The organism is Halobacterium sp. DL1, from assembly GCA_000230955.3.
In the GTDB taxonomy this organism is placed as follows: Archaea; Halobacteriota; Halobacteria; order Halobacteriales; family Halobacteriaceae; genus Halobacterium.
In genome coordinates this window covers 1,085,323-1,107,553 of sequence record CP007060.1, presented here as the reverse complement: position 1 = coordinate 1,107,553, position 22,231 = coordinate 1,085,323, and the positions used below count along the sequence as shown (strand labels likewise).

The following is a 22,231-nucleotide window of genomic DNA, read 5'->3' as shown; positions in this document are numbered from 1 at the left end:
TGAGGGGCGTTTTCGGAATCCGGATTCTGCCGTTTTGCCGGATGGACGCGCCGCTACTGCCCGTCTGAGATTAGCCCCGAATCGGGGGAGAACTGTATGGGCGCTGCAGGATTTGAACCCGCGACAGCCTGGTCCGAAGCCAGGTACTCTGTCCAAGCTGAGCTAAGCGCCCGACAGCAGTTTGTAGACGGAGGGCAGTTTTAAACCTCGTGATTCGGACCCGTCACCGCCTGGCCACGAGCAGTGCGGCGACGGCCGCCGCGGCGACGGAGGGGAGGAGTCCGAACCCAGGGACGTCCCCGGACGAGCTACCGTCCCCGGGTGGCCGCGTCGTCTCGGTTCCGGAGTCGGCGGTGACGACCAGCGGGAGGCGCATTCCCTTCTGTTCGTGCTGGGGGAGCGAGCAGTGACCGGCGTACTCGCCGCCCGCCGCGGGGGTGACGAAGGCGGCGGTGACGCTGCCCGCGTCGGCGACCTCGATGGTGAACATCCCCATCGGGTAGGTGCTGGTGGGGAGGTCGTGGACCATCCACTGGTGGCGGACGTCGTCGTGGTTGACGACGGTGACGACGAGGCGCGTGCACGGCGGCGCGGTGATGCGGTCGAGGTCGTAGCCGAACGCTTCGCCGGCGTCGGCGTACTGGCGGCCCGCCTCGATGGTGACGCGGCGCTCGCCGCGAATGGTCTCGCAGGCGCCGGGGGCGGTGTCGCTGTTCGCGTTGACGACGCTGCCGTTCTCGACGAGCGTGGTCTCCAGCGTGGCGTCGCCGTCCGGTGTCGGGTGGTGGGCGTACCTACCACCGTCTCCGGTGCTCGCGGCCGTCGCGGGGGGGAGTGCGCTCGCGACGAGGGAGCCGCTGACGACGAGCGCGGCGACGGCAGCGACGGTGAGCGCGCGCCGGGTCATCCCGACCACCGTCCGAGGACGACGCCGAGTGCGACGAGGAGGCCGCCCGCCAGCAGTCCGCCGAGCAGGAGGACGGCGTCGGGCAGGCCGCCCGACTGGGCTGGTGGGTTCGCCGGGTCGGTCGGCGCAGTCGTCGTGGTCCTGGTGTCGTTCGGGTGGAGGTTGCCGGGAGGTTCGCCGAAGCGTTCGGCGTCGAGGTGTTGCCAGACCGGCACCTCGCCGTCGTAGAACGCGGCGTCGAAGTACCGCGAGAGGTTCCCGTTCGTCTCCGGGATGCCGTCGGGGCCGAGGTAGGCGTCGTACGCGATGGTGGTGATGGTACCACCCGGGCCGATGCCGTCGTTCGTGACGGCCGGTTCGCGGTGGTCGTGTGCGAACCAGACGCCCGACCCGAAGGAGTTGCGGCCGTCGGTGGTCGTGTTGAGCACGAGGTCCGCGCGCTGGGCCGCGGTCAGGCCGACGACGTCGCGGGTGCGCTGCTGGTCCTCGGGGACGCGCACGCCGTCGAGGGCGGCGATATCGAACTTGTGGCCGTGCGTGTGCAGCGAGAGTGTGCGGCTCCCGGCGTTCAGCACGCGGAGGCGGTAGGAGGCGTTCTCCTCGACGGCGACGACGGACTCGCGGAGCGTGTACGGGAACGACCGGCCATTCAGGAGGAAGTAGTCCATCGTGGCCTCCGTCGAGTCGTACTCGCGGTTGGTCGCCTTCGCGATCTTCCGGACGTCGTCGTAGCGCTTCGGTATCTCGTGGAGTTCCCTGTCGACGCCCTGGTACTGGAGGTCGTACACCGCGTCGTGTTGCTCGGCCATCGCCGCGCCGGGGTGGCGGACCTTCCCGCCACCGATATTGAACGTCTGGACGTGGTTGTCCGAGCGGTTCTCGGTGACGACGAACATCCCCGAGAGCCCCATCCTGACGTGGACGGACGGGACGACGTGGCAGTGGTAGAAGTTCGTCCCGGGGCGCTCGGGCGTGAACTCGTAGGTCCGCTCGCTCCCCGGGAGCACCGGGTCCTCGCTCGTCTGGGGGACGCCGTCGTTGCCGCTCCCGTTCACCTCGAAGGGGTGGCTGACGCCGTGGAAGTGGATGGTGTGCGGGACGTAGTGGGTGTTCTCGAGGGTGACCTCCACGCGGTCCCCGGCCTCGACGCGGATGGGCGGACTCGGCATCCGGACGAGTCGGGCGGCCGCCGAGCCGTCGGTGACCATCCCCTGTGTCTTCGGCGCGAACACCCAGAAGGAAGGGGAGATTCCTGGGGCGATATCGCGGGAGAGGGCGGCGTCGTGCTCGTTGATTCCCATCACCTCCAGCGTGACGTGGATCTCGTCGGGGTCGCCGTCGCCGTCGGTGTCGTTGCGCTTGACGACGGCGTCCTCCGAGAGGCCCGAGCGCTTCAGAACGGTGTCCGGGACGTTGTTCGTGCCGAGGACGCTCGCCGCGACGACGTTCGGGTCGTCGGGCCGGCACGCCTGTTCGCCCTGGATGCGGACGCCGGCGAGCAACTGGGGCGCACGCCAGGACGGGTGGTCGAACGAGCAGACCGACTCGTTGGTCTGCTGAGCCGTGTTCGCGGCTGACGAAGCGGTGCCGTTCGAGGAGAGGTCTGCGCCGGACGTAGTGGCCACGTTCGGGTCGCCAGGGCGGGTGTCATCGGCCCCGGCGACACCCACTCCACCGAGGGCCGCAGTCGTGAGGAGTGCGAGGGCGGCGGCGGACGCGAGAAGCGCGCTCCGCGTTCCGGAGGGCATCGTCCCTACGTTGGCGCGGACCGGGAAGTCGGTTTCGCTCGTTCCAGCGTATCGCCTCCTTTATGCCGGGTGGTCGACCAAGGCGAGTCCATGACAGTCGCGGCCACGGCGCGGGGCCTCCTCGAACTCACGCGCCCGACGAACACCGTCGCGGCGGGCGCGCTCACGTTCATCGGCGCGTTCGTCGCCGGCGGCGCGTTCGACCAGCCGATGGCGACGGCGGCCGCCGTCGGCGCGACGTGGTTCGCGACAGCCGCCGGGATGGCGGTCAACGACTACTTCGACCGCGACATCGACCGCATCAACAACCCGGAGCGGGCGATTCCGCGCGGCGCCGTCTCGGCGCGGGGTGCCCTCGCGTTCAGCGCCCTGCTGTTCGTCGGCGCTATCGCGCTCTCCGTCCTGCTGCCGCCGCTCGCGCTCGGCATCGCCGCGGTCAACCTCGCCGGCCTCGTCACCTACACGGAGTACTTCAAGGGGCTTCCGGGAGCGGGTAACGCGCTCGTGGCGTACCTCGTCGGCAGCACGTTCCTGTTCGGCGCCGCCGCGGTCGGCGAACCGCTCGCTGGGGGCGTGTTGGCGGTACTCGCGGCGCTGTCGACGTTCACTCGAGAGGTCATCAAGGACGTCGAGGACCTCGAGGGCGACCGCGAGGAGGGCCTGAACACACTCCCCATCGCCGTTGGCGAGCGCCGGGCGCTCCTGCTCGGCGCGGTGTTGCTCGTCGTCGCCGTCGCCGCCAGTCCGCTGCCGTACCTGCTCGGCACGTTCGGCGTCTGGTATCTCGTCGCCGTCGCGCCCGCGGACGCCGTGATGCTCCTGGCCGCCTACCAGAGCTTCACTGACCCAGAACGGGGCCAGAAGCTGCTGAAGGCGGGGACGTTCGTGGCGGCCGTGGCGTTCGTGGTCGGCCGGGTCGCGCCAGCCTGACCCGGATAATCAAAAGGAATATAAGCGAATCGGCGTATCTTCATGGCAGATGAGCGAGGGGGAGCAACACTCCGGAGTCCGCCACCCCCTGCTGTCCGGAGGCGAGGGGTAGCGACATGTACGAACTTGGTGCGGCCTTCTCAGACGTCGAGGTCGACCCCGGGACGAACGTCCTGATCGAGGGGCCGCCGATGAGCGGCAAGCGCGAGCTGGGTTTCCAGATTCTGGAGACCGGCGCGCGCAACGGGGAAGGCTCCATCTTCGTCACGACGAAGGACAACGCCGACCGCGTCGCCGAGGACTTCGCGGAACTCGCCGGCGACGTCGACCCGACGGTGGGCATCGTCGACTGCGTCACGAAGCAACAGGGGATGGGCAGCACCACCGAGTCCGAACTCGTCCGCTACGCCTCCTCGCCTGTCGACCTCACCGGCATCGGTATCGAGCTCTCCGAGCTGCTGCGCGCGCTCTACCAGAAGCGCGGTCTCACCCGCAACCGCATCCTCCTCCACTCGCTGTCGACGCTGCTGATGTACTCGGACCTCCAGACCGTCTTCCGGTTCCTCCACGTGTTCACGGGCCGGGTCCAGAGCGCCGACGCCCTCGGCGTCTTCATCATCGACTCCTCGGCCCACGACGAGCAGACCGTCAGCCCGCTCAAGCAACTGTTCGACGGCATCGTCACGGTCCGGGAGGACGACGACGGCGACTTCGAGGGGCGCCTGATGGGCGTCGACGGCGGTACGGAGTGGCGCTCCCTGTAGATTTTTCGCCCCACGCTACGTAGCGTCCCACATGCCCGTCGAAACAGACGACGAACTGACCGAGATTCTCGAGTACGACAGCGTCGCCGTCGTCGGCTGTTCGAGCACGCCGGGGAAGGACGCCCACGAGATTCCGGCCTACCTCCGACGCCACGGCTACGACGTGATTCCCGTCAACCCGTTCGCTGACGAGATATTCGGCCGGGAGGCCTACGACTCGCTGACCGACGTCGAGGAGGATGTCGACGTCGTGGACGTCTTCCGCCCGAGCGATGAGGTCGCGGGCATCGTCGACGAGGCCATCGAACGCAGCGACGTCGAGGTAGTGTGGACGCAACTCGGCATCCGCGACGACAAGGCCGCCGAGCGCGCCGAGGACGCGGGGCTACGCGTCGTCCAGGACAAGTGTGCCAAGGTCGAACACCAGCGACTGGTGGTCTGACTCAGCCCTCCCAGGACTCGTAGTCGCCGTAAACGCCCTTCGAGAGGTAGCGCTCGCTAGAGTCCGGGAACACCGTCACGACGCAGTCGTGGGGGAGGTCGAGATCCCCCGCGGCGGCGCGCTCTGCGACGTCGAGGGCAGCGAGGCTGTTCGCGGCGGAACTCGACGCGACGAGCTGCCCCTCCTCGCGGGCGAGCCGTTGCATCTCCGCGTGCGTGTCGCGGTCGGGAATCTGGACCACGTCGTCGACGAACTCCGGGTCGAACAGTTCGTTCGTCGCGGGGTCGTGGGTGCCGATGCCCTCCGTCTTGTACTCGGCGGCCTCGACGTCCCGGCCAACCATCCGTGCGTACAGCGACCCCGAGGGTTCGACGGCCGTGACGTAGAGGTCCGGGACGTCGTCGCGGAGGCAGCGTCCGGTCCCCATCAGGGTGCCGGCGGTGCCACAGCCCGCGACGAGCGCACCGACCTCGCCGTCGAGGGCGTCGTGGATCTCCGGCCCGGTGAGTTCGTAGTGGGCCTCCGCGTTCAGTGGGTTGGAGAACTGCTGTGGGACGACCGCGTCGTCGAGTTCCTCGGCGAGTTCGTGGGCGCGCTGGATGGCGCCGCCCATCCCGTCCTCGGTGGGCGTGTTGATCACCTCGGCTCCCAGCGCGTCCATCAGCGTCTGCTTCTCGACGCTGAAGCGCTCGGGGACGACGAAGACGGCGTCGATGCCGAGCTGTCCGGCGGCGACGGCGAACCCGATGCCGGTGTTGCCCGCGGTGGGCTCGATGACGGTGCCGCCCTCGGGGAGCTCCCCGGAGTCGAGCATCGCCTCGAGCATGTAGAGGCCGATGCGGTCTTTCACGCTCGCCCCGGGGTTGAACGACTCCAGTTTCGCGTACACCGGCACCGCGTCCGGGGCGGCCTGCACCCGCACGAGCGGCGTCTCCCCGACGGTTTCGAGCACCGAGTCCAGCGGCCTCCGGTGGGTGGTCATTGTCGGCGTAATTCTTGCCGGCGTTCTTTAGTCGTTGCCATCCGCGGCGCCGTCGGCCGTTCTTCCCGCGGCCGTCTCCGCTGCACTGTCCCCGCCTTCCGACACCGAAACGTCCGCGGTGACCTCCTCCGCGTCGACCCCCTGCTCCTCGGCGAGCGCCTCGAGGAGCGCCCGCTGCTCGGAGAGTTCCGATTCGAGGGTGGCCACCCGGTCGTTCGTCTCCTCGACGGTGCCGGTGAGTTCGTTGACCTGCTCGCGGAGCTTCTCGAAGCGCTCGTAGAGCTTGTCCGCCAGTTCGGTGACTCGCTGGAGTTTCTTCGCAGTCGAACCGAATCCCATGGGCGGCCCTAGCGCGGCAGACGGGATGACAGTTTCCCTATTCCTCGGGCCAGTTCGCGGCGAGATTCCCGAGGTACGCCGCGTACGCCTCGACGGCGGCGTCCCACGCCTCACCGCCGTCGCGGCACGCCGCCTCCAGGTCTGCGAGTCGGTCGGCGTCGTACTCCGAGACGAGACACATCATCTGGTAGAGCGGGGATTCCACGGGCGGGCAGTCCTCGTCGGCCTCCCTGACGAGTTCCCGCACTCGCTCGGGCGCCATGTCCATCTTGATGCCGGACCCGGGGATTGTCTTCGACATCTTCGGATAGCCGTTCAGTCCCCGGACCATGCGCGTGAACAGGCCCTCGAACGCGGGGTCGAACGGCGACCCGTCCACGAGGTAGTGGTTGTACTCGTAGAGCGCGTGTTCGTCGACGCCGAGGACGAACACCGCGCGCTCGTACCCCTCCGCGAGCGAAGGGTGCATGAAGTCCGCGAGACAGAGCAGGCCGGTGAGATTCCGGCCGAACTCCGTCCCCCCGGAGGCGTCGGCGAGTTCCACCTGGTCGCGCTCGTAGGCCGCCTTCAGTTCCTGCTCCCAGGGCGTCGGGTCGACGTCCATCTCGAAGTCGGGCTCTGTCTCCCAGTACGGCGCCAGACGGAACGCGGTGTGCATCACGTCCTCGGCGTCGTACTGCGTCCGCACCTCCCCCTCGTAGCCGATGCGGTCGAGGAAGGTCTCGTAGTCCGCTGCGAGGTTCCGGACGACGTCTAGGTCGCGGCCGCTGCCCGCGTACTTCTCGTAGTCCGCGACGAGGAACTCCGTGTCGAAGCCGGCCTCGTCGAGGCGCTTCACCGCGAACATCTGCGCCACGGTGCCGACGTGGGGCGTCCCCGTCAGCCCCGCGCTGGCGATGAACTTCGTCTCGTCGCCGGCGTCCCGCAGCGCCTCGACGTCCGTCGTCGCGGAGAACGCGCGGTCCACGACGCCGGCAGGGAGCGACCCGACGTCGACGTCCGGCCGGTCGTAGTCGAACTCCTCGCGGATCGCCGCGTAGTGGTCGGCCAGTTCGGCCATGGGCGGCAGTTCTTGCCACGAGACCAAAGTGTTAATCTGTTACACGTTAGCATCGCGCGTCGTCCAACCCGAAAGGCCCTTATGAGGGTGTGGGTAATGACGAACTGGACTAGGCCGGGCGGTTTGGCCCCGCCCTTGCCCGCGAGATAGTCATCAGCGGGGGCCGAAGACCGGGGGAGTCCCGTAGACCCGTTCGGGCCCCGGGAGCCAACGTGGAAGCCTCGTCCTTCGGGGACGGCGGTCCGCGGCGCGCGCCTGCAAGGGCGTCGTCGTCGCGGTTCGTCGGTGCCACTCCGTCAGGCACGGAAGTGAGCAGCGGAGCACCGAACGTCCGTCGCTCGAAGGGTCGCGGGGTGGAGGAGGCGACCGGGACTACCCGGGTGGGAACACCGGGCGACCCCGATTGTCCGCACTCATACTGCCGTTTTACTGGAGAGGAGCCGCGGGCTCGCGGTCATACCGTTGCGCAGTCGCCAGACGCGAGAACACAGGTCGAGCGAGCCATCGTATCGCTTCCCGGCCATTTTGCGCCAGCTTCTGTCGTTCGCCTCGCTGTCTCGGACCGTGAGCCACCGACCCAAACAATTATATTAGAATGCGCTAATATTAGAATACGCTAAGATGGCAGAGCACCAGTCCACCACCGACGCTGACGAGATGGACCGACCCGAGCCCGGCTGTTGCTCGGTCAGCCACGAGCTCTCCGAGCAGGCGCTCGCAGCCGACGTCGACACGCTGGCGACGCTCGGCAACGACACGCGCTACGAGGCGCTCCGCCTCATCGCCGACGCGGACAACGCGGTCTGCGTCTGTGAAATCGAACCCGCGCTCGGCGTGAGCCAGAGCGCGGTGAGCCAGGCGCTCTCCCGGCTGTTCAGCGCCGGTCTCGTCGACCGACGCAAGGAGGGGCGGTGGCGGTACTACACCGCGACGCCCCGCGCGGACCGCATCCTCGACGTGCTCGACGAGACGAGGGGGCCCGACGATGACTGAGGACACACGAGCCAGCGACGGCGTCGACGCCGCGACACAGCGGACCGCTGTGCGGGAGCGGTACGCCGAGGCCGCGACCGAATCGTCTGGCTGCTGTGGCGACACGGCCGGTGAGCCAGCCGACGACGCCCGCGGCATCGGCTACTCCGACGACGACCTGGCGGCCGTCGAACCGGGCGCGAACCTCGGACTCGGCTGCGGAAACCCCACTGCCATCGCGAGCCTGGAGACCGGCGACAGCGTCCTCGACCTGGGCTCGGGCGGCGGCTTCGACTGCTTCCTCGCGGGCCGGGCGGTCGGCGCCGCGGGCCGCGTCGTCGGCGTCGACATGACCCCCGAGATGGTCGAGCGGGCGCGCGAGAACGCCGAGAAGAACGACGCGGAGAACGTCGAGTTCCGACTCGGCGAGATCGAACACCTCCCAGTCGGGGACGAGACCGTCGACGTCGTCATCTCGAACTGCGTCGTCAACCTCTCGCCGGACAAACCCCAGGTGTTCCGGGAGGCCTTCCGCGTCCTCCGGCCCGGCGGCCGCCTCGCCATCTCCGACCTGGTGCTGACGGCTGACCTCCCGGCGGAGTACCGCACCGACCTCGACACCATCGCTGGTTGCGTCGGCGGCGCGTCGACGATAGCAGCTGTCGAGGCGATGCTCGCGGACGCCGGGTTCGTCGACGTCTCCGTCGAACCAGACGCAGACGGCGAGGTCGACCGGACGTTCGACGCCGACCGCGACCCGCGCGACTACGTCGTCTCCGCGACCATCGAAGCCGAGAAACCAGACGAGTAGCGACGACCGACAGACGAACACCCACCACGCACTCACCCACGATGCACGACTCACCCGACCCACACGAACGGACGAGGTACGACCGACTGACCTGGCAGAAGGTACTCGCGAGCTACGCGATGGCGGCGGCGATACCGGTGTTGCTCTGGGCCGCGAGCGGTCCGGTGGCCGCCGGCGTCGTCGCCGCCACGGCGGCGTTCGTCGCCGTCACCGCGCGACGCGCCCGCAAGCTAGCCCGGTGCGTCCAGCGTTGCAAGGGTCTGGTCCTCGACCTGCCCGGCAACGTCAGTGTCACCGTCGCCTGGGGGCCCACCTGCAACAGTGCCTGATTCGCAGCCCCTGACCGTCCGGGCCGCCAATCCGGCGGAACTGGACCGGGTCGCGGCGCTACTGGCGGCCAGCGACCTCCCGCACGACGGCCTCGAGTCGAGTCCGGGGCAGTTCTTCGTCGGGCGCGCGGACGGCACTGTCGTCGCTGCCGGCGGCGTCGAACTGTACGGCACGGACGCCGTCGTGCGGTCCGTCGTCGTCGCCGAGGCCCACCGATCGGCGGGCTACGGGACGGTGCTGTGCGACGAACTGGAGGCGTTCGCAATCGAGGAGGGGGCGAGCGCGCTCTACCTCCTGACGACGACCGCACCGGAATTCTTCCGGGCGCGGAGCTTCGAGACGACCGACCGGGACGCCGTTCCGCCGCGTGTCCAGGAGTCGACGCTGTTCGCCGAGCACTGTCCACAGTCCGCGACCTGCATGGAGAAGTCAGTGGAGTGACCGGCGGCGGGCCGCGGAGACCCGCGCTACCCGTCTAGCTGTTCGACGCCCGAGGACCCGCCGAGCTGCCCGGCCCCCGTCGACCCGGAGAGTTCGACCTCGCCGTCGAGGGTCCGGATGGGGTACGGGATGTCGATGCCGGCCTCGTCGAAACGCTCCTTGACGCGCTGGACGTACGTGCTGCGGGTCTTCACGAAGTCCGAACGCGAGGGGTTGGCGATCCAGAACCGGCTCTTCAGGCCGACGTAGGAGTCACCGAGTTCGGTCAGGCGGACGGAGACGGGCGGGTCGTCGAGGATGTCGTCGTGGGTCTCCGCCTCCTCGACGATTATCTCGGTGGCCTCGTCGATGTCGTCACCGTAGCCGATGCCGAAGAGGAACTGCTGGCGCAACTGCTCCTTGGCGACTGGGTTCTTGATGACGCCGTCCGTGAGCTGGGAGTTCGGCACCGTCAGCAGTTCGTTGTCGAACGTGCGGACGCGCGTGACGCGGAGACTGATGTCCTCGACGATGCCGGAGTGGTCGTCCCACTCGATCCAGTCGTCGATGCGGAACGGCTCGTCAGCGTAGATGAAGATGCCGGCGACGAAGTTCGAGAGAACGTCCTGCATCGCGAAGCCGATGGCGAGCGTGGCGGCCGCGGCGATGGTGGCCAGGCTGGTCAGGAGGTTGCCGTACCCGGCGAAACTGAACGCCATCGAGATGGCGGCGAAGACGATCGCGAGCGACACGATCTTCTTGAGAGGGCGGCGCGCGTGTGCGTCTAAATCGCGGTTTCGGAGCACGCGGTCGAACAGCGGTCGGACGAACACGCGACCGAGCAGGTAGACCGCGACGAACGACGCGACGAAGTAGACGAGTTGCGTGATTGCCACTGCGTACTGCGGGACGACGTCCTCGACGAACGGCAGTGGGTCCACCGGCATTACTTGTAGACCGCCGTGTTACCGCGGACGTCGACGATTTCGCTGCCGGTCTGCTCGGCGAGCCTGTCGGCCAGGTCCGCCGTCTCCTCGCTCCCGCGGGCCGACCGGAGGAACTTCACCTTCACCACGTCGCGGTCCTGTAGCTGGTCGGCGAGTTCCTCGGTGACGGAGTCGACGCCCGCCTTCCCCACCCAAACGGTGACGTCGGCCTCGTGTGCTTTCTTTGCTAGGTCCTCGGACATTCCTACCCGGTCTTGCGGGGCAGACGCATTGAAAGTTGTTACCTCGGCGTCGTGGCACTCCGCGGCCCGGAGCGCTACTCGTAGGGGTACCTGGACTGGTGGCCGCAGTCGCAGGTGACGACGACGTGGCCCGACTGCGTGCGGACGCGGGCGTTCCGACCGGGGATCAGGTAGGCGTCGCAGGCGTCGCAGGTGAACCGGCGGAACTCACGGGGGAGCGTGAGGCGGTTGCGCTCGGCGAGGCGGCGGGCGAGGCGGACGTACTCGCGGGCGCGCTCGGCGTCGCCCTCCCGGGCGGCCTCCCGGGCGAGCACCCGGAGTCTGTCGATGCGTTCCGCCGCGATTCCCATGTTCGCGCTCGTCGCGTCGCGCACAAGACGGTTCCGGTAGGATTATCGGCCGCGGTCGGTTTGCCTCCGACGATGCGCGCGTTGAACTACCTCGAGTTCGAGGACCACGTCCGCGGCGGGATGGTCACGGCGACCCGCCAGCAGCGGACGGCCCTCGCGACGACGGACGTCGAGGTAGTCGAATCGCCGTGGCGCGCCGGCAACCCAGTGCAGTCCCTCGGTACCGCGTTCGCCGGCGAGGGCTACTTCGCGAAGTACGACGTGGCCCACTGCAACCTCGTGGGGCCGGGAAGCGTCGCTGTCGCCCGGCACGCGAAGCGCAACGACATCCCGCTGGTGCTCCACGCCCACGTCACGAAAGAGGACTTCGCCGAGTCGTTCCGCGGGTCGACGAGAGTCGCCCCGCTGCTCGAACCGTACCTCCGGTGGTTCTACTCGCAGGCAGACCTCGTGCTCTGCCCGAGCGAGTACACGAAGGGCGTCCTCGAGTCCTACCCGGTCGAGGCGCCCATCCGCCCGATGTCCAACGGCGTGGACCTGGAGAGCATGGCTGGCTACGAGCAGTTCCGCGAGGAGACCCGCGAGCGCTTCGACCTGGACGGGATGGTCGTCTACGCCGTCGGCGAGGTGTTCGAGCGGAAGGGACTGACGACGTTCTGCGAACTCGCCCAGGAGACGGCGTACGACTTCGCGTGGTTCGGTCCCTACGACGAGGGGCCCCAGGCTGGGGCGGCCACGAGACGCTGGGTGAACGACCCGCCCGAGAATGTCACGTTCACGGGGTTCATGGAGGACAAGCGCGCGGCGTTCGGCGCGGGCGACGTCTACCTGTTCCCTGCGAAGGTCGAGAACCAGGGCATCGCGGTGCTGGAAGCGATGGCCTGCGGCAAGCCGGTCGTCCTCAGGGACATCGACGTCTTCCGGGAGTTCTACACCGACGGCGAGGACTGTCTGATGTGCTCGACGTTCGAGGAGTTCGAGGAAGCGCTCGAACGCCTCGCCGCGGACCCGGACCTCCGCGAGCGCCTCGGCGAGAACGCCCGGGAGACGGCCGAGGAGCACAGTCTCGAGCGAGTCGGCGACGAACTCGAAACGACCTACCGAGAGCTCGTGGAGGGGTAGCGTGGCGGGCAACCTGCCGAACGTCGCTGCGTTCACGGATTCGTACCTGCCGACGGTCAACGGCGTCACGTACACCGTCTCGACGTGGCGCGACCACTGGCACGCCCGCGGCGGCGAGATGCCGATCGTCTACCCGCGCTCCAGCCACCAGCCAGAGAACGGGGAGTACCCGGTGTCGAGTCTCCCGTTCCCGTTCTACGACGGCTACCGAATCGCGTTCCCCAGGGCGCCGTCGAGCGTCCGGAACGTCGACGTCGTCCACGCGCACACGCCGTTCGGCCTCGGCGTGGCTGCGTGGCGCCTCGCCGCCGACCGCGACGTCCCGCTTGTCACTACCTACCACACGCCGACCGCGGAGTACGCCGAGTACGTAGGCCCGGACGCCGTCACCGGACTCGTGCGACGCGCGAGCGAGCGCTGGGAGAAGTGGTTCCTCGAGCGCGCGGACCTCGTGCTCTGCCCGAGCGAGCGCACCTGCAGCCACGTCCGGGACCTGGGCGTCGACACCCGAATCGAGTCACTCCCGAACGGCGTCGACACCGAGCGCTTCAGGCCGACCGACGGCGACGGCTTCCGCGAGCGCCACGGCCTCCCGGACGGCCCGCTCGTCGGCTACACCGGACGACACGGCTACGAGAAGCGGCTCTCTGACCTGCTCGCGGCCGCCGAGGGCATCGACGCCACGCTCGTCTTCGGCGGCGACGGTCCGGCGCGCGAGGACCTCGAACGCGAAGCCGCCGGACGGGACGTCGACGCCTGCTTCCTGGGCTTCCTCGACCGCGAGGAACTGCCCGCGTTCTACTCCGTGCTCGACGCCTTCGCGTTCCCCAGTCCAGTCGAGACGGAGGGACTGGTCGCCCTGGAGGCAAACGCCTGCGGGACGCCCGTAGCGGGCGTGAACGCCGGCGCGCTCTCTGAAACCGTCGTCGACGGAGAGACCGGGTTCCACTACGAACCGGGCGACGTCGACGGGTTCCGGCGCGCTATTCGGCGCACGCTCGACGAGCGCGACCGCCTCTCGGAGAACTGCCTCGCGCGCCGCGAGGACGTCAGCGTCGAACGCGCCATCGACAAACTCGAGGACCGGTACCGGTCGCTGTGGTGAGTTTCTGCCCAGGCGTCGTTCGTTCTCCTGCCCACGTGGGTGACGAGTAGCTCCGAGGGCACAGCCAGAACGCCCCTGGGATTATAAACGAGAAACCGAAAATCAGCGCGGTACGTTCAGTCTTCCAGCGCGTTCGCGATGCGATCGAGCTTGTTGTTCGTGCGCTCCAGTTCCTTGCGGAGCATCTCCAGTTCGCGCTCGGCCTTCTCGCTGGTGCCGCCGCCGCTCTCCTCGCGGCCGGGGCCGCCCATGCCGCCGGGGCCACCGGGACCGCCGCCGCCACCGCCCATCATGCCGCCCATCATCTGCGCGAACGGGTTGCCGCCACCGCCGCCCATGCCGCCGGGGCCGCCACCGCCACCCATGGCCTCTCCCATGCGCTCGCGGGGGTCGTCGGGGCCGTCGCCCTCCTCGCGCTCCTGGGCTCGCTCCTCCCGGATCTCCTTCACGCGCTCCCGGAAGGACTTCTCCTCGCCCTCGGTCTCCTGGCTGTCCGTCTCCTGGGACTCCGCGGCCGGCTCGTTGTCGGGTTCGTCGTCTGCCATACCCCCGAGTTCGCTGCCCGTACTGAAAAAAGCCGGCTTCCTGGCTCGCACGGCGGGGCCGTCGTTCCCGGCGGTTCAGAACGCGCCCAGACTCGACTGCACCTCGCGCTCGCTCGCCTCCTCGCGGACGTCGTAGCCGACGAAGTCGCGGAGGTCCACAGCGTACGTCGTCCCGCCCCGGTCGAGGACGAGGACCCGTCCCTTCGTCCCGACGACGGTTCCGGTGGCCATCGTCTCCGCGACGGGACGGCTGTCGAGGCTGAACCCGTAGTCGAAGTCGAACTCCTCGATGGGGTCGTACTGGTCGACGAGCGCGCGCCACGCCGCTTCGTCCACGCGCTCGTCGAGGCCTTCGACCTTGATCGGGACGCGCACGCGGTCAGGAATCTCGTCGGCGATTCCGTACTCGACCTGTCGCGCCCGGCGACCGTCCTCGACAGTCCTGACGTGGGCGGCGCGGTCGGCGCCTTGCTCGCGGAGGCGCTCGTCGAGGCGCCAGGAGCGCGTCACGCCGACCTTGAACGTGTCCGGGGCGAAGGCAGCGAGGTAAATGGCGTGTTCCTCGTGGCAGGCGTCGATGGGCATCGCGCAGTTCCCGATGCAGCGGCCACAGGGCCACCGCGAGCTGTGGTCCGAGCAGTACGGGGCGTCGGGGTCGTCGCAGCACTCGTGGCTGCCGTCGCTGGTCACGCCCGCACAGTGGCGCTCGCTCAGCGTGTAGGCGAGTTCGGTGCCAGCGGTGAGGGGGACGCGTTCGACGTGGCCGGCGGCGGCGACGCGGAGGGCGGCCGGGCCGTCGCCCGGCGTCGTCTCGTACCCGACGATTTGCACGCCCCCGGCTACGCCCCACCCGGATAAAGCGGTGGCGCTTGGACCCTCGCCCACCGCGAGACGCGGTCTCGTCGTGGGCGGTTACGCGCGTGCCACCGGGTGACGCCGCCATCCGCGAGCGCTTATCCGCGCGGGTGGCGTACCGACGCGTATGGCAGACGACTCGATTTCCGTCAGCGCAGACCCGCCAGACAGCCCGTTCCGGACGACCGGCACCGACCACATCACCGTCTGGGGGAGCAACGCCGAGGAGACCATCGCGTTCTACCGCGACCTGCTGGGGATGCCCCTCGTGCTCCGCCAGCCGAACCTCGACGACCCCTCCCAGACCCACCTGTTCTTCGACACCGGCGACGGCCGCATCCTCACCGTCTTCGTCAGCGACGACCGGGACTCGAACCGCGGGCGCCTCCGCACCCAGGTCGGCGGCGTCCACCACCTCTCCTTCTCCATCGCGGCAGAGGACTTCGAGGACGTCATGGCGGCCCTCGACGACGCCGGCCACGGCTACAACGTCTTCGACCGGGGCATCTTCTTCTCGCTGTACACCCAGGACAACAACGGCCTCATCATCGAACTCTCCGCAGACAAGTACGACATCCCCGACGACCGGCGGGGCGAAGTGCTGGCGACTGCCCAGCGCATCCGCGAGGAGGACGGCTCCGACTTCGCCGAGGACGAGCACATGAAGGCGGCGCTCGAGGAACTCGGCCTCGACGCCGAGCCGAACGACCTCCCGGACGCCTCGACCGGCGTCGGCTACTGAGGCCACCGACCTCCACCGACTCGATGCTCACCGACACGCCCGGCATCCACCACGTCACCGGTCTCGTCGAGCAGGCCCAGCGGAACGTCGACTTCTACGTGGGCGTGCTCGGCCTCCGCCTGGTCAAGCGCACGGTCAACCAGGAGGACATGCTCCGCCACCACCTGTTCTACGGCAACGGCACAGCCGACCCGGGGACCGTGCTGACCTGCTTCCCGTATCCGAACGAGGTGCCGGGCCGCGTCGGCAAACCCCAGATTGCCGCCGTGGCGTTCGTCGTCCCGGAGGGGTCGCTGTCGTTCTGGCGGGACCGCCTCGAAGCGAACGGCGTGGACGTCGAGGGACCAAGTCGGCGGTTCGGAGACCGACTGCTCCGCTTCCAGGACCCGGACGGCACGAACGTTGAACTCGTCGAGGGTGACGCCCCAGTCGAACCGTGGCACCAGAGCGACGTCCCGGCGGCGTACGCGATACGCTGCGTCCACAGCGTCACCGCGCTCCCGACGAACCCGTACACCACAGGCGCGCTCCTGGAGACGCTGGGGTTCGACCTCGTCGGCGAGGAAGCGACCGACAGCGGGACCCGCATCCGCTACGAGGCGGGCGGCGACCACGCGACCGTGGTGGACGTCCTCGACGAACCGGCGGGGTTCGGCCGCGAGGGCACGGGCTCCATCCAGCACGTCGCTGTGCGCGTCGCGAGCGTCGAGGAACTGTACGAGTGGCACGCCCTCTTCCGGGAGCGAGGGGACGACGTCTCGCGCGTCCGCGACCGCTACTTCTTCCACTCCCTGTACGTCCGGGAGGACGGCGGCATCCTCTTCGAACTCGCGACCGAATCGCCCGGACTGACTGTCGACGAGGACGTCAGCGAACTGGGCGAGTCACTCGCGCTCCCCGACCGGTTCGCGGAGGACCGCGAGCTGATCGAGAGCCAGTTGCCGCCCCTCGAACGGCCGGAGGAGGGCGCCAGTGGCTGAGGAGTCGGACGAGCGAAGCGGAACCCCGGACCCCCATGCCGACCAGCCGGTCGTCACGGCGGGCGCGCCGGCATCGGTCGCGGAGGCCGTCGTCGTGGCTCTCCACGGGCGTGGCGCGACGGCGCAGGGAATCGTCAATCTCGCGGAGCCGCTCTACCGCCACGGCGTGACGTTCGTCGCGCCGGAGGCAGAGCGTAGTCGGTGGTTCCCCCACGACGCGTTCGGCCCGCTGTCGCGCAACGAGCCCCACGTCTCGTCGGCGCTCGCGGCAGTTGACAGGGTGTTCGACGACGTCGCGACGTGGGGCGTGCCGACCGAGCGAGTGGTGCTGTTCGGGTTCTCGCAGGGCGCCTGCCTCGCCAGCGAGTACGCGGTGCGGAACCCGCGGCGCTACGGTGGGGTCGTCGCGCTGAGCGGGGGCCTGCTGGGTTCGTCGGTCGCCTCAGCGGACGACGACGGCAGCCTCGCCGGCACGCCAGTCTTCCTCGGCTGCGGCGACAGCGACGAGCACGTGCCGGTCGAGCGCGTTCGCGAGACGGCTGCCGCGTTCCGGGCCATCGACGCCGACGTCACCGAGCGCATCTACGAGGGGGTCGGCCACGCCGTCACCGACGACGAGTTCGCGGTCGCTGGGGGGCTGCTCGAACGGGTCCTCGCGGACGACGCGTAGCGCCTCGACAGGCTGGATGTGCCCCAACGGGCGGGGGGGACACGCGTGTCACCCGGTGGCGGCGGTGCCGCCAAGCGTACAAGTAGGTTCCCTACCGAACTACCTTACGTCGTGAAACCCACTATGCAAACCACAGTCCGATCCGGCGCACAGTCGAACGGTCAGCCAGCGCAGCCCACAGGGGTGAGCGCCTGATGGTCGCGACCGGCCTCGAAGGCGTCGGCCTGCTCGTCGCGCGCGTGCTGTTCGGCGGCGTCGTCGCGTTCATGGGATTGAACCACTTCATGCAAATCGACCAGCTGACCGGCTACGCCCAGCACAAGGGACTGCCGGCGCCGAAATTCTCCGTGCTCGCGTCCGGTGCCGTGCTCGTACTCGGTGGGTTCGCCGTCGTCCTCGGCGCGTTCCCAGTCGTCGGTGCGCTTGCCGTCGCGGGATTCCTGCTCGCCTCGGCCGTGCTGATGCACGACTTCTGGGCGGTCCCGGAGGACCAGCAGCAGGACGAGATGACGCAGTTCCTGAAGAACGTCGCGCTCGCGGGCGGCGCCGTCGGATTCGCGGCCATCGCGACCAGCGAGTGGGCGTACAGCCTCGGCGTCACGCTCGCCTGACTGACAGGTTCCCGAGTTCGGAATTCGGAACGCGCCGCCCCCGACGCTTCAGAACCCCTCAGTCCTGCCCGACGAACGGGGTTTATTTATCCCTCCGTGTCTCAGGCTACCACGAGATACGAACCCATGGACACAGAACACGCAGTCGATCGGGGGGTCCAGTTTCTCCGAGGGAGCCCCGGCGCGACCGTGGTGGTCGCGTTCGGTCTCTTCCTCTTCGTGGACCTGCTCGCTAAACTCGCGGGCGTGACTGTCGGCCCATTCGACCTGTCCCTGATGTCTCTCGGTCCGTTCGGCGGTGACGTTCCCTTCGAGCGGGTTCTCGGCTTCATCTGGAACGGCGTCGTCATCGGCCTCGTCATCGGCCTCGCGAGCATCGGCCTCTCGCTCACGTACAGCATCCTCAACTTCGCGAACTTCGCGCACGGCGATTACCTCACTGCAGGTGCCTTCTCCGGGTGGGCCGTCGCCTACATCATCGCCGGCATCGGCGGCGCGTACAAGATCGGCGAGACGGCCGTCTACCTGCTCACCGGCCTAGGCCGTGACAGCCTCCAGAACGCCGACCTCGTCCAGCTCGTCCTGTTGCGCACGCCGCCGCTGGACGCCGGGGCGAACATCTGGCTCTCCCCGGCTGCTGTCGTGATCGGGCTCGTGTTCGCAGTCGCGCTCACGATCCTCATCTCGCTCGCGCTCGACCGCGTCGTCTACCGGCCGATCCGGAACGCCGACGGCATCTCGCTGCTCATCGCCTCCATCGGTGTGGCGTTCGGGCTGCGGTACCTCATCGCGCTCGTGTTCGGCAACCGCCGCCGCATCGTCACGTCCCCCGAGGGGCTGCCGTCCGTCAACGTCGCGCAGGTGCTCGCGGACATCCTGCCGGACGCCATCCTCTCCACGCCGCGCGCGCCGATCATCGTCGACCTCCACGAGGTCACCCTCGTCGCGGTCGCCGTCGTACTCATGCTCGGTCTGCACGTGCTCCTCCAACAGACGAAACTTGGGAAGGCGATGCGCGCGATGGCCGACAACCGCGCGCTCGCCCAGGTGACCGGCATCCCGACCGAACACGTCATCCGCACGACGTGGATCATCGGTGCGGGTCTCACCGGCGCCGCCGGCTTCCTGCTCGTGCTCTCGCAGGGTGGGCTCGGATTCACCACCGGCTGGCGGCTCCTCCTGCTCATCTTCGCCGCGGTCATCATGGGCGGCATCGGCTCCATCTACGGCGCCATCGCCGGCGGCCTCATCATCGGCCTCGCGAGCCGTGTTTCGCTCATCTGGCTGCAGGGTGACCTCTCCGCGTTCGCCCAGCCGACTGCGTTCGCGCTGATGATTCTCATCCTGCTGTTCCGTCCGTCCGGCATCTTCGGGGGGGTGAAGACCGCATGAGTGGAACCAGCGACGACCTGCTCGAACCGCTCCGGAAACTGCTCGCCTTCGACGCCGCGAAGGTCGCGTTGATGTTCCTCGGCATCTGGGTGCTGTTCTACGCCCTCGGCGACCTCCGGGGCTTCGACCTCGCCGGCTCCATCTCGCTGATCCGGCGCGTGACGTTCCTCGCCGCGGTGTACGCCATCGCGGTGCTCGCGCTGAACATCCAGTGGGGGTACGCGGGCCTGTTCAACATCGGCGTCGCGGGCTTCATGGCGGTGGGCGCGTACACCGTCGCGATGCTGTCCAGTCCCGCCTCCGGGACGCCCAGCGGCCTCGGCCTCCCGCTGCCCGTCGGCATCATCGGCGGCATCCTCGCGGCGACCATCATCGGGCTCGTCACCGCGCTGCCCGCGCTCCGCCTGAAGGCCGACTATCTCGCCATCGTCACCGTCGCCATCTCCGAGATCATCCGCATCACGTACAACGCCCCGGCGTTCTCGGACATCACCGGCGGGGCGAGCGGATTCGACAACCTCCCGACGAACCCCGTCCGCACGCTGCTGCTGACGGAACCCGGGAGCGTCATCTCCGAACCGACGGCGGTCGGCCAGGTGCTGTTCTCTTTCGCCGAGGGGTACAACATCGGTCGACTTACCGTCCTGAACGGCGTCTACACGTTCGGGACGCTGCTCGTGTTGCTACTCGTCTACCTGCTGCTCGAACGGGCCGGTAAGGCCCCGTTCGGCCGCGTGCTCAAGGCCATCCGCGAGGACGAGGTGGCCGCGCGCTCGCTCGGAAAGGACACCCAGAACTTCAAGGTCCGGGCGTTCGCGCTCGGCTGTGGCCTGATGGGTCTGGCCGGCATCCTCTGGTACGCGATGGGACCGCGGGCCTCCGTCGTGCCGACGAACTTCCGGCCGGAGCTGACGTTCTACATCTTCATCGCGCTCATCATCGGCGGCGCGGGCTCGAACACGGGGAGCATCCTCGGCGGCGCGCTGTTCGCCAGTATCCTCTTCGAGGCACCGCCCGTCGTCCGCAACCTCGTGCGTGAGTGGTTCAACGTCTCCGCGAACCCCGCGAACATGATCGAGGCGCTCGTCCCGCTGGCGAGCGGGAACTTCGACCCGCTCGCGGGCTTCCTGCTCGCGAACATCGACACGCTGCGGTTCATCGGCATCGGCGTGTTGCTCGTGATACTGGTCCAGCGCCGGCCCGAGGGGCTGCTCGGGGCGCGCAAGGAGACCGCTGCCGCCGTGGACCTGACCGAGGACACCCGGCCGGGTGGCCGGCGAAGCAGTGACGTCGCCGCCGACGGTGGAGGTGAGACCAGTGAGTGACACAAACGACGAGGACGTCGACGTCGACCTGCCAGAGGACGCACCGGACCCCGAGGAAGTCGAACCCGAGGCCGCCGACTCCGCCATCGAGGAGGGGGCCAAGGAGATTCCGCGGGGCCTCCCGCTCCGCGTCGAGGGACTGCAGAAGTCCTTCGGCGGGATCACCGCCGTCGACGGCGCGACGTTCTCCGTCGAGGAGGGCTCGCTCACCGGACTCATCGGGCCGAACGGCGCCGGGAAGTCGACGACGTTCAACTGCATCACGGGCGTCCACCGGCCCGACAGCGGGGACGTCTACTTCCGGGGCGACGAGATAACGGGCGTGCGCCCGCACGCCATCGCCCAGAGCGGCCTCGTCCGCACGTTCCAGATCGCCCGCGAACTGGACGAGATGACCGTCCTCGAGAACATGATGCTCGCACCGGGCCTCCAGCGCGGCGAGTCCATCACGCGGTCGGTGCTCCCGGGGCTCCGCAGCGACGTCGTCGACCAGGAGATGGCGCTCCGCGAGGACGCCTGGGAGACCCTGGAGTTCTTCGAAATCGACCACCTCGCCGACGAGTACGCGGGCAACCTCTCGGGCGGCCAGCGCAAACTGCTCGAACTCGCGCGGGCGCTGATGACCGACCCCGACGTGATGTTGCTCGACGAGCCGTTCGCGGGCGTCAACCCGACACTCGAGGATAAGCTACTCGACCGCATCCACGAGCTGCGCGAGGAGGGACTGACCTTCCTGCTCGTGGAACACGACATGGACCTCATCATGGAGCACTGCGAACACATCATCGTCATGCACCAGGGCCGCGTCCTCGACGAGGGGTCGCCGGAACGCATCCGCAACAACGAGGAGGTCATCGAGGCCTACCTCGGGGGTGAGGTATGAGCCAGCAGGCCTCCCGCGAGGCGCGGCTCCCGGACAACGAGGCCGGCCTCCTCGCGGTGCGGAACCTCGACGCGGGTTACGGCGACCTGCAGGTGCTGTCGAACGTCGACCTCGACGTCCGCGACGGCGAGTACGTCACCATCGTCGGGCCGAACGGCGCCGGGAAGTCCACCGTCATGAAGTCCGTCTTCGGGCTGACGACGTACATGGGCGGCTCCGTCACCTTCGACGACACGGAGATTCAGAACCGCGAACCGGAGAGCATCATCCACGAGGGCATCGGCTACGTCCCCCAGAACGAGAACGTCTTCGCCGGGCTCTCCGTCGAGGAGAACCTCGAGATGGGCGCGTACATCCTCGACGAGGTGCCCGAGAGCCGCCTCCAGGCGGTGTACGACCGGTTCCCCATCCTCGAAGAGCGCACCGACCAGAAGGCGGGGTCGCTCTCCGGCGGCCAGCAGCAGATGCTCGCGATGGGGCGCGCGCTGATGCTGGAACCGGACCTCCTGATGCTCGACGAGCCCTCGGCGGGGCTCGCGCCCGACCTGGTCGAGGAGATGTTCGACCGCATCGACCGGATCAACGACGACGGCACCTCCATCCTGATGGTCGAGCAGAACGCCAAGGAAGCACTCCGGCGCTGTGACCGCGGCTACGTGCTCGTCCAGGGGGAGAACAGCTACATGGACGCCGGCGACGCGCTCCTCGAGGACGACGAGGTCCGACAGGAGTTCCTCGGCGGCTGACGCCGGCCGCC

Annotated in this window: 27 protein-coding genes and 1 tRNA gene; 17 read left to right on the top strand and 11 right to left on the bottom strand. The window is 68.7% G+C overall.

Annotation, left to right across the window (positions count from 1 at the left end; genetic code table 11):
• Positions 1-97: 97 nt before the first annotated feature.
• The 3 genes from HALDL1_07260 to HALDL1_07250 all read right to left on the bottom strand — a co-directional run bounded on the left by HALDL1_07260 (position 98) and on the right by HALDL1_07250 (position 2,655).
• Positions 98-172, bottom strand: a tRNA-Arg gene (locus tag HALDL1_07260).
• A 51-nt stretch (positions 173-223) separates the two neighbouring features.
• The gene (locus HALDL1_07255; GenBank protein ID AHG03417.1) at positions 224-916 is read right to left on the bottom strand and encodes a multicopper oxidase; all 693 of its coding nucleotides are present in this window, start codon (positions 914-916) and stop codon (positions 224-226) included.
• Positions 904-2,655 (bottom strand): multicopper oxidase, encoded by a 1,752-nt coding sequence (locus HALDL1_07250; protein AHG03416.1) that lies wholly within the window; start codon positions 2,653-2,655, stop codon positions 904-906. Before HALDL1_07250 ends, HALDL1_07255 begins: the two co-directional genes overlap by 13 nt.
• A 90-nt stretch (positions 2,656-2,745) precedes the next feature.
• On the opposite strand from HALDL1_07250, the gene ubiA reads away from it, so the two are divergent.
• The 3 genes from ubiA to HALDL1_07235 all read left to right on the top strand — a co-directional run bounded on the left by ubiA (position 2,746) and on the right by HALDL1_07235 (position 4,791).
• Complete coding sequence (ubiA, locus tag HALDL1_07245; GenBank protein AHG03415.1) at positions 2,746-3,585, top strand: prenyltransferase; 840 nt, start codon at positions 2,746-2,748, stop codon at positions 3,583-3,585.
• Between the two features lie 116 nt (positions 3,586-3,701).
• Positions 3,702-4,349 (top strand): hypothetical protein, encoded by a 648-nt coding sequence (locus HALDL1_07240; GenBank protein ID AHG03414.1) that lies wholly within the window; start codon positions 3,702-3,704, stop codon positions 4,347-4,349.
• A gap of 31 nt (positions 4,350-4,380) precedes the next feature.
• On the top strand, positions 4,381-4,791 hold the full coding sequence (locus HALDL1_07235) for a CoA-binding protein (protein AHG03413.1): 411 nt from the start codon (positions 4,381-4,383) through the stop codon (positions 4,789-4,791).
• Between the two features lies 1 nt (position 4,792).
• Here the strand turns inward: HALDL1_07235 and HALDL1_07230 are convergent, their stop codons facing one another.
• Genes HALDL1_07230 through HALDL1_07220 form a run of 3 tightly spaced genes read right to left on the bottom strand, consistent with a single transcriptional unit; the run spans position 4,793 to position 7,172 of the window.
• Positions 4,793-5,773 carry a cysteine synthase gene (locus HALDL1_07230; protein AHG03412.1) on the bottom strand — a complete coding sequence of 327 codons (981 nt, stop codon included), beginning with the start codon at positions 5,771-5,773 and terminating at the stop codon, positions 4,793-4,795.
• A 27-nt stretch (positions 5,774-5,800) separates the two neighbouring features.
• A complete protein-coding gene (locus tag HALDL1_07225) occupies positions 5,801-6,112 on the bottom strand; it encodes a hypothetical protein (protein AHG03411.1) in 312 nt (103 codons plus the stop codon).
• Between the two features lie 37 nt (positions 6,113-6,149).
• On the bottom strand, positions 6,150-7,172 hold the full coding sequence (locus HALDL1_07220; protein AHG05224.1) for a hypothetical protein: 1,023 nt from the start codon (positions 7,170-7,172) through the stop codon (positions 6,150-6,152).
• Positions 7,173-7,793: 621 nt separating this feature from the next.
• Between HALDL1_07220 and HALDL1_07215 the strand changes: the two genes are divergently transcribed.
• From HALDL1_07215 to HALDL1_07200, 4 genes are read left to right on the top strand one after another with little or no spacing between them, the layout of a single operon-like run.
• Entirely contained in the window at positions 7,794-8,165 is a 372-nt protein-coding gene (locus tag HALDL1_07215; GenBank protein AHG03410.1) for a regulatory protein ArsR, read from the top strand.
• On the top strand, positions 8,158-8,955 hold the full coding sequence (gene arsM / locus HALDL1_07210; GenBank protein AHG03409.1) for an arsenite S-adenosylmethyltransferase: 798 nt from the start codon (positions 8,158-8,160) through the stop codon (positions 8,953-8,955). The genes HALDL1_07215 and arsM overlap by 8 nt, the downstream gene beginning before the upstream one ends.
• 41 nt (positions 8,956-8,996) lie before the next feature.
• Positions 8,997-9,284 (top strand): hypothetical protein, encoded by a 288-nt coding sequence (locus HALDL1_07205; GenBank protein ID AHG05223.1) that lies wholly within the window; start codon positions 8,997-8,999, stop codon positions 9,282-9,284.
• On the top strand, positions 9,277-9,726 hold the full coding sequence (locus HALDL1_07200) for a GCN5 family acetyltransferase (GenBank protein AHG03408.1): 450 nt from the start codon (positions 9,277-9,279) through the stop codon (positions 9,724-9,726). Before HALDL1_07205 ends, HALDL1_07200 begins: the two co-directional genes overlap by 8 nt.
• Positions 9,727-9,752: 26 nt before the next feature.
• Here the strand turns inward: HALDL1_07200 and HALDL1_07195 are convergent, their stop codons facing one another.
• The 3 genes from HALDL1_07195 to HALDL1_07185 form a co-directional block, all read right to left on the bottom strand.
• Complete coding sequence (locus tag HALDL1_07195) at positions 9,753-10,652, bottom strand: mechanosensitive ion channel protein (GenBank protein AHG03407.1); 900 nt, start codon at positions 10,650-10,652, stop codon at positions 9,753-9,755.
• Positions 10,652-10,894, bottom strand: a complete 243-nt coding sequence (locus tag HALDL1_07190; GenBank protein ID AHG03406.1) for a hypothetical protein — start codon at positions 10,892-10,894, stop codon at positions 10,652-10,654. The genes HALDL1_07195 and HALDL1_07190 overlap by 1 nt, the downstream gene beginning before the upstream one ends.
• Before the next feature lie 74 nt (positions 10,895-10,968).
• On the bottom strand, positions 10,969-11,244 hold the full coding sequence (locus tag HALDL1_07185) for a ribonuclease P (GenBank protein ID AHG03405.1): 276 nt from the start codon (positions 11,242-11,244) through the stop codon (positions 10,969-10,971).
• A 72-nt stretch (positions 11,245-11,316) separates the two neighbouring features.
• Between HALDL1_07185 and HALDL1_07180 the strand changes: the two genes are divergently transcribed.
• Both HALDL1_07180 and HALDL1_07175 read left to right on the top strand, forming a co-directional pair.
• Positions 11,317-12,366, top strand: coding sequence for a glycosyl transferase family 1 (locus HALDL1_07180; GenBank protein ID AHG03404.1), 1,050 nt, complete (start codon positions 11,317-11,319; stop codon positions 12,364-12,366).
• Positions 12,367-12,379: 13 nt separating this feature from the next.
• On the top strand, positions 12,380-13,471 hold the full coding sequence (locus HALDL1_07175; protein ID AHG03403.1) for a glycosyl transferase family 1: 1,092 nt from the start codon (positions 12,380-12,382) through the stop codon (positions 13,469-13,471).
• Positions 13,472-13,587: 116 nt separating this feature from the next.
• On the opposite strand, the gene HALDL1_07170 is transcribed toward HALDL1_07175, so the two are convergent.
• Both HALDL1_07170 and HALDL1_07165 read right to left on the bottom strand, forming a co-directional pair.
• Complete coding sequence (locus HALDL1_07170) at positions 13,588-14,016, bottom strand: hypothetical protein (GenBank protein ID AHG03402.1); 429 nt, start codon at positions 14,014-14,016, stop codon at positions 13,588-13,590.
• A gap of 75 nt (positions 14,017-14,091) precedes the next feature.
• A complete protein-coding gene (locus tag HALDL1_07165; GenBank protein ID AHG03401.1) occupies positions 14,092-14,847 on the bottom strand; it encodes a hypothetical protein in 756 nt (251 codons plus the stop codon).
• A gap of 151 nt (positions 14,848-14,998) precedes the next feature.
• On the opposite strand from HALDL1_07165, the gene HALDL1_07160 reads away from it, so the two are divergent.
• The 8 genes from HALDL1_07160 to HALDL1_07125 all read left to right on the top strand — a co-directional run bounded on the left by HALDL1_07160 (position 14,999) and on the right by HALDL1_07125 (position 22,220).
• Positions 14,999-15,613, top strand: coding sequence for a lactoylglutathione lyase (locus tag HALDL1_07160; protein ID AHG03400.1), 615 nt, complete (start codon positions 14,999-15,001; stop codon positions 15,611-15,613).
• A 23-nt stretch (positions 15,614-15,636) separates the two neighbouring features.
• Positions 15,637-16,593: a diguanylate cyclase gene (locus HALDL1_07155; protein ID AHG03399.1), complete on the top strand. Its 957-nt coding sequence runs from the start codon at positions 15,637-15,639 to the stop codon at positions 16,591-16,593.
• Positions 16,586-17,263, top strand: a complete 678-nt coding sequence (locus HALDL1_07150) for a phospholipase (protein ID AHG03398.1) — start codon at positions 16,586-16,588, stop codon at positions 17,261-17,263. The genes HALDL1_07155 and HALDL1_07150 overlap by 8 nt, the downstream gene beginning before the upstream one ends.
• Positions 17,264-17,457: 194 nt before the next feature.
• A complete protein-coding gene (locus HALDL1_07145; protein ID AHG03397.1) occupies positions 17,458-17,874 on the top strand; it encodes a quinol oxidase in 417 nt (138 codons plus the stop codon).
• A gap of 330 nt (positions 17,875-18,204) precedes the next feature.
• Complete coding sequence (locus tag HALDL1_07140) at positions 18,205-19,266, top strand: branched-chain amino acid ABC transporter permease (protein ID AHG03396.1); 1,062 nt, start codon at positions 18,205-18,207, stop codon at positions 19,264-19,266.
• Positions 19,263-20,591: an ABC transporter permease gene (locus tag HALDL1_07135; protein AHG03395.1), complete on the top strand. Its 1,329-nt coding sequence runs from the start codon at positions 19,263-19,265 to the stop codon at positions 20,589-20,591. Before HALDL1_07140 ends, HALDL1_07135 begins: the two co-directional genes overlap by 4 nt.
• Positions 20,584-21,474 carry a branched-chain amino acid ABC transporter ATPase gene (locus tag HALDL1_07130; GenBank protein AHG03394.1) on the top strand — a complete coding sequence of 297 codons (891 nt, stop codon included), beginning with the start codon at positions 20,584-20,586 and terminating at the stop codon, positions 21,472-21,474. Before HALDL1_07135 ends, HALDL1_07130 begins: the two co-directional genes overlap by 8 nt.
• On the top strand, positions 21,471-22,220 hold the full coding sequence (locus tag HALDL1_07125) for a branched-chain amino acid ABC transporter ATP-binding protein (protein AHG03393.1): 750 nt from the start codon (positions 21,471-21,473) through the stop codon (positions 22,218-22,220). The genes HALDL1_07130 and HALDL1_07125 overlap by 4 nt, the downstream gene beginning before the upstream one ends.
• Positions 22,221-22,231: the final 11 nt, after the last annotated feature.